A 5,766-nucleotide genomic window follows, 5' to 3' on the forward strand; every position below is an offset into this window, starting at 1 on the left:
CTTGCGGCCGGGCCGATGGCCTGGACCGTCATGCTTTTCCTGCTGGTTCCTACCGATGACTGGCTGTGGCCCCTGAGTGAACCCTGGCTGTTTCTGATGCCGGTGCTGGTCTATCCGGTGCTGGAGGAGATCGTCTTTCGGGGCATGTTGCAGGACTGGCTGGCGTCTCTGAGCCGCAAGACCTGGGGGATTCTGAGCCTGGCCAATGTAATCACCAGTCTCTGTTTCGCGGCACTGCACCTGATTCACCAGCCGCCGCTGTGGGCGGCCCTGGTGTTCTTCCCCTCACTGGTCTTTGGCTACTTCCGGGAACGCCACGATACCCTGGGCACACCCATCCTGCTGCATGTGGTCTACAACTTCGGGGCGGTGTGGTTCTTCTGGGGATGAAAAAGCGGAAGCATTGCCTCGCGCCAAGCACGCCAAGGGCGCAAAGCTAAAGGCTAGCCTCGCGCAAAGACGCGAAGGCGCAAAGGAAAAGCAATTCATTTTGTTGTAGGAGAGGCTTTAGCCTCGATTGCTGTCACCCGGTGGCACCGTCTAGGCCGAAGCCTCTCACGGCTCCACCACACCCCCTACCCAAAAAACCTTTCTCTGCGTCTCCGCGTCTCTGCGCGAAAAATATCCTCTTTTCTTTGCGTCTTCGCGCGAGGCCGCCCTTATTCCTTCGCCTCGCCATCCTGGACGGTCTTGCGCAGGCGAATGCCCAGGTCACGCAGCTGCTTGTTGTCCACCGTGCCGGGGGCGTCGGTGAGCAGGCAGGCGGCGGTCTGGGTCTTGGGGAAGGCGATCACTTCGCGGATGCTGTCGGCACCGGCCATGAGCATGACCAGACGATCCAGGCCGAAGGCGATGCCGCCATGGGGCGGGCAGCCGTACTTGAGGGCCTCGAGCAGGAAGCCGAACTTTTCTTCCGCTTCTTCCTCGCTGATCCCCAGATAATCGAAGACCGCCGATTGCATTTCGGTGTCGTGGATACGGACGGAGCCGCCACCGATTTCCGAGCCGTTGAGCACCATGTCGTAGGCGCGGGAGATCAGCTCTTCCGGCTTGGCGCTCTTCAGTGCCTCGGCGTTTTCCACCCGCGGTGCGGTGAAGGGGTGGTGCAGGGAATACCAGCGCTTGTCGCCCTCGTCGTATTCGAACATGGGGAAGTCCACCACCCACAACGGCCGCCAGCCGTCGGCCACCAGGCCACGGTCCTTGCCCAGCTTCACGCGCAGGGCGCCCAGGGCGTCATTGACCACGGTGGCCTTGTCGGCGCCGAAGAAGATCAGGTCGCCGGCTTCGGCAGCCGTGCGTTCCAGAATGCCGGCGACGGCCTCGTCGGAGAGGAACTTGAGAATGGGCGACTGCAGACCCTCGCGGCCCTGGCTGGGGTCATTGACCTTGATGTAGGCCAGACCCTTGGCGCCATAACGACCCACGAACTCGGTGTAGCCGTCGATTTCCTTGCGGGTCAGCTCGCCCCCCTTGGGCAGGCGCAGGGCGGCCACGCGACCGTTCTTGTCGGCGGCCGGGCCCGAGAACACCTTGAACTCGGCATCGGCCACCAGATCGGCGACGTCCACCAGTTCCAGCGGAATCCGCAGGTCGGGCTTGTCGGAGCCGAAGCGGCGCATGGCTTCGGCATAAGGCATGCGCGGGAAGGGGTTCTCCAGCTCCACGCCCATCACATCCTTGAACAGGGAGCGGATCAGGCCTTCCACCAGCTCCATGATCTGCTCTTCGGACATGAAGCTCATCTCCATGTCGAGCTGGGTGAACTCCGGCTGGCGGTCGGCGCGCAGGTCCTCGTCACGGAAGCAGCGCACGATCTGATAGTAGCGGTCCACGCCGGACATCATCAGCAACTGCTTGAACAGCTGCGGCGACTGGGGCAGGGCAAAGAACTGGCCCGGATGGGTGCGGCTGGGCACCACATAGTCGCGTGCACCTTCCGGGGTGGCGCGGGTCAGCATGGGGGTTTCCACATCAAGAAAGCCCTGCTCGTCCAGGTGACGGCGCATGGCCGAGGTGACCTGGGCGCGCAGCTTGAGCTTGCGCTGCATGTGCTCGCGACGCATGTCCACGTAGCGGTACTTGAGGCGCAGGTCTTCACCCACATCGTGCTCGTCCTGATGGAAGGGCGGGGTTTCGGCCTTGTTCAGGACCTCCAGTTCCAGACCCAGCACTTCCACCTGGCCGGTGGGCAGCTTGTCATTGGTGGTCCCTTCGGGGCGACGGCGCACCCGGCCGCGCACGCGGATCACGAATTCGCTGCGCAGGCGCTCGGCGGTCTCGAAGACCTCTGCCCGGTCGGGGTCGAACACCACCTGCAGCAGACCTTCCCGGTCGCGCAAGTCAACAAAGATCACGCCCCCGTGGTCGCGCCGGCGATTGACCCAGCCGCATACGGTAACTTCCTGATCCAGGAGGGATTCATCAACTTTTCCGCAATAATGGGAACGCATCAGCGTTGCTCCCGCTTTCTCGTGTGGGTGAGATGGATTCGGTCTGTCGGGAAACGGGGCGCCCAGGGCGCCGGAGGGGCCCGAAAGGCGGGAATCTTACGATTTGCGCGGGTTTACCGCAAGTTGCGGGGGAGCCCCCAAGCAAATTGCCTCGCGCAAAGCGCGCTAAGGAAAGGCTGATCTCGCGCAGAGACGCAATGTTCTTTCTTTGCGTCCTTGGCGCGCTTTGCGCGAGGCCGTCTTTCAGTCCTTCCCCGGCAGCTTTTTTGCCTCCGCTTCGACCGCCTTGGCCACGGTGTGGCCGTTCGGGTCCCAGACGGGCACCACCACGCCCAGGGAGATGATCATGCGCAGGGCCTCGTCCACGGTCATGTCCAACTCGATGACATCCTCGCGGGGGATCATGAGATTGAAGCCGGAGGTGGGGTTGGGGGTGGTGGGCACATAGACGCCGACCACATCGATCCCGGTCCGATACTGGATCTCACCCAGGTCGTTGTTGGTGACAAAGGCCAGAGCCCAGGATCGCTCGTGGGGGTAGGGGATCAGGACCGGTTTGCGGAAGGCGTCGCTTTGGCCCGAGAACATGGTCTCGGCAATCTGCTTGCTGCCGTAGTAGATGGAGCGGACCACCGGGATGCGGTCCAGAATGCGCTCCCCGATTTCCACCAGTTTACGGCCGAAGAAATTGGCCGCGAGCATGCCGGTGAGGATCAGCACCACCAGGCTGAGGACAATGCCCAGCCCGGGGATGGCGAAACCGAGCAATTGTTCGGGCTGGATGGCTTCCGGCAGCAGCGTCAGGGAGCGGTCCAGCAGGTTGACCAGAAAGCGCAGGGCAAAAATGGTCACGCCCACCGGCACCAGGACCAGGATGCCGGCGACAAAGTAACGCCGCAGGCGGGTGATCAGGCCGGGCTGATTGTCCGGCCCTGACGTCATGCGGGTTGAGCCGCCTTGCCCTGGCTGGAGGACTTATCCGGGCTGGAGGATTTATCCGCTTTCTTTTCCTTGCCGCCGCTCTTTTCGCTATCACCGGCAATATTCCGCTTGTTGCCCTTCTTGAAGTCGGTCTCGTACCAGCCGGAACCGGAGAGGCGGAAAGCGGCGGCGGAAACCAGGCGATTGAGACTGTCCTGCTCACATTCCGGGCAGCGGGTGAGGGGGTCCTCGCTCATCTTCTGCAGGGCTTCCAGTTCATGGCCACAGGCCTGACAGCGATATTCGTAGATCGGCATGCTCTTTACCTCTAACGATGACGGACAGGGGTGGCGGACGTGCCAGGCAAAAATCTGGGGTCAGATATTTCGATTCCAAGCCCACGGGCGCCCTCGATGCGGTCGCGGTATCCGGCCCCGCCAGCGCGGGATTATAGCCTCTGCCGCCGCCAATGTCCGGGAATCGGGTCCTTGGGGTCGGATTCCGAGGCCCGAACGCGTTAATATGCGCCTGTCACAGTCAACAACAATATGCCGGGGGATGACAGGCATGCAGAAAAGCCAGGCCATGGTTCGTCGTGAAGACGGGCAGTCTCAGCGCACCGCTCTGATCACCGGCTGTTCCAGCGGGATCGGCGAAGCGGCCGCGCAGCTGCTGAGGGATCGTGGTTGGCGAGTGTTTGCCACCGCTCGGCGGACCCTGGACGTCCATCGGTTGGAGCGGGCCGGATTCGAGGCCCTGCAACTGGATCTGAACGATTCCCTGTCGATCACCGTTGCCGTGGACCAGGTCATGGAGGCCACCGATGGTCGGATCGATGCCCTGGTGAACAACGGGGCCTTTGCTTTGCCCGGTGCGGTGGAAGACCTTTCCCGTGCCGCCATGCGCGCCCAGTTCGAAGCGAATGTCTTCGGCACCATGGAATTGACCAATCGGGTGATACCGATGATGCGTGAGCATGGTCAGGGCCGCATCGTGATGCTCAGTTCCATGCTCGGCCTGGTGGCTGCGCCCTGGCTGGGAAGCTACAACGCCAGCAAGTTCGCCCTGGAAGGCTTTACCGACACCCTGCGCATGGAACTGGCGGACAGCGGCATTCGGGTGGTGACCATCAACCCCGGCCCGGTGGAATCCCGCTTCCGTGCCAGTGCGCTGGCCAATGCCAAGCGCTTCATCAATCTGCGCGGCTCGGTGCATGCCGAGCAATATGACCGCATGGAACGCCGGGCGGCGGACCCGGATCACAAGATGCCCGGCACCTCCACGCCGGCCGCCGTCCTGCGCCGACTGGTCAAGGCCATCGAGTCGCCGCGTCCCAAGCCCCGGTACTATGTCACCACCCCGGCTTATACCCTGGCCTTTCTGCGCCGGATTCTGCCCACGTCCCTGATGGATCGGGTCATGCGGCGAGTCTAGGGACTCTCCCGGTGAGTGCCTTCAAGCGTCCGAAGTCAGTGCTGGTGCTGGTTTATACCCCGGATGCCGAGGTCCTAGTGCTTGAGCGGCGTAAGCCGGCGGCCTTCTTTCAATCAGTGACGGGCAGTCTTGAATGGGGTGAGTCGGCTCATGCCGCGGCGGCCCGTGAACTGCGCGAAGAGACCGGCCTGGATCCTGATCCGGCGCCGGTGGACTGCGGCCTGACGGCCGAGTTCGAGATCCACCCGGCCTGGCGCGACCGCTTTCCACCTGGCACTGAAACGAATCACGAAACTGTTTTCTGCTGGCAGGCGCCTGGCCGTGTACCGATCCAGCTCCGCCCGGATGAGCATGTCAGCTGGCAATGGCTTCCCTTTGACCGCGCCCTCAATGCCCTCAGCTCCTGGACCAACCGCCGGGCCCTGCTGCAGGTGCTGCCCATGCGGGTGGGATAGCATCATTTGTCCGATACCCGGTGGTTCTTGCGGGTGACTTCGATGGGGGAGTGCCTTTTGTTGTCGGTGGCAGAGTGCGTTCCGGCTTTGGTACTGCTGGGCTTGATCAGGGACGCCCTGGATACATCCCTGTACGCTCTGGGTTCGGCATCCCGCCTCACACAGCCCTGATCAAGCCCAGCAGTACCAAAGCCTACTCTTGGTGGTGGTCACCTGGGCCGTGCTAACGGAGGGTTTGGTTCAGGCTTATGCCTTGGTGCCATCCGGAGGCTTTTGATCGCGAATAAATTCGCTCCCACGGTGCCTATAGCTTATGCCGAAGCCGCTGTGGGAGCGGATTTATCCGCGATTTCAGCGGCCAAATCGAAGCCAATCTACTCAGATATCAGAATACGCCATCAGCAAGCACGGCCCAGGTGACCCCCACCAAAGGTAGGCCTTGGGGCCGACAGGGCTTTCCAAGGCTGTGTGAGGCAGGATGCCGAACCCAGAGCCCCCAGGGA

General features: G+C 62.6%; 6 protein-coding genes. 3 read left to right on the forward strand and 3 right to left on the reverse strand.

The genetic code is table 11. From position 1 onward, the window contains the following. Positions 1–390 (forward strand): JDVT-CTERM system glutamic-type intramembrane protease MrtJ (gene mrtJ, locus ACJWXQ_RS02170; protein WP_406672047.1); only part of this gene is annotated, 390 nt, incomplete at its 5' end. 269 nt (positions 391–659) lie between these two features. Here the strand turns inward: mrtJ and aspS are convergent. The 3 genes from aspS to ACJWXQ_RS02185 all read right to left on the reverse strand — a co-directional run bounded on the left by aspS (position 660) and on the right by ACJWXQ_RS02185 (position 3,691). Then, the gene (gene aspS, locus ACJWXQ_RS02175; protein ID WP_346051954.1) at positions 660–2,453 is read right to left on the reverse strand and encodes an aspartate--tRNA ligase; all 1,794 of its coding nucleotides are present in this window, start codon (positions 2,451–2,453) and stop codon (positions 660–662) included. 243 nt (positions 2,454–2,696) lie between these two features. Beyond that, on the reverse strand, positions 2,697–3,395 hold the full coding sequence (locus ACJWXQ_RS02180; protein ID WP_406672048.1) for a DUF502 domain-containing protein: 699 nt from the start codon (positions 3,393–3,395) through the stop codon (positions 2,697–2,699). Beyond that, positions 3,392–3,691: a zinc ribbon domain-containing protein gene (locus ACJWXQ_RS02185; protein WP_346051955.1), complete on the reverse strand. Its 300-nt coding sequence runs from the start codon at positions 3,689–3,691 to the stop codon at positions 3,392–3,394. The genes ACJWXQ_RS02180 and ACJWXQ_RS02185 overlap by 4 nt, the downstream gene beginning before the upstream one ends. Before the next feature lie 250 nt (positions 3,692–3,941). Between ACJWXQ_RS02185 and ACJWXQ_RS02190 the strand changes: the two genes are divergently transcribed. Together ACJWXQ_RS02190 and nudB are read left to right on the forward strand one after the other, a co-directional pair. Then, on the forward strand, positions 3,942–4,808 hold the full coding sequence (locus ACJWXQ_RS02190) for an SDR family NAD(P)-dependent oxidoreductase (RefSeq protein ID WP_346051957.1): 867 nt from the start codon (positions 3,942–3,944) through the stop codon (positions 4,806–4,808). A gap of 11 nt (positions 4,809–4,819) precedes the next feature. After that, positions 4,820–5,263, forward strand: a complete 444-nt coding sequence (gene nudB, locus ACJWXQ_RS02195; protein ID WP_346051958.1) for a dihydroneopterin triphosphate diphosphatase — start codon at positions 4,820–4,822, stop codon at positions 5,261–5,263. Positions 5,264–5,766: the final 503 nt, after the last annotated feature.

Origin of the sequence: Natronospira sp. (genome assembly GCF_007134575.1) — a bacterium.
Lineage (GTDB): Bacteria > Pseudomonadota > Gammaproteobacteria > Natronospirales > Natronospiraceae > Natronospira > Natronospira elongata.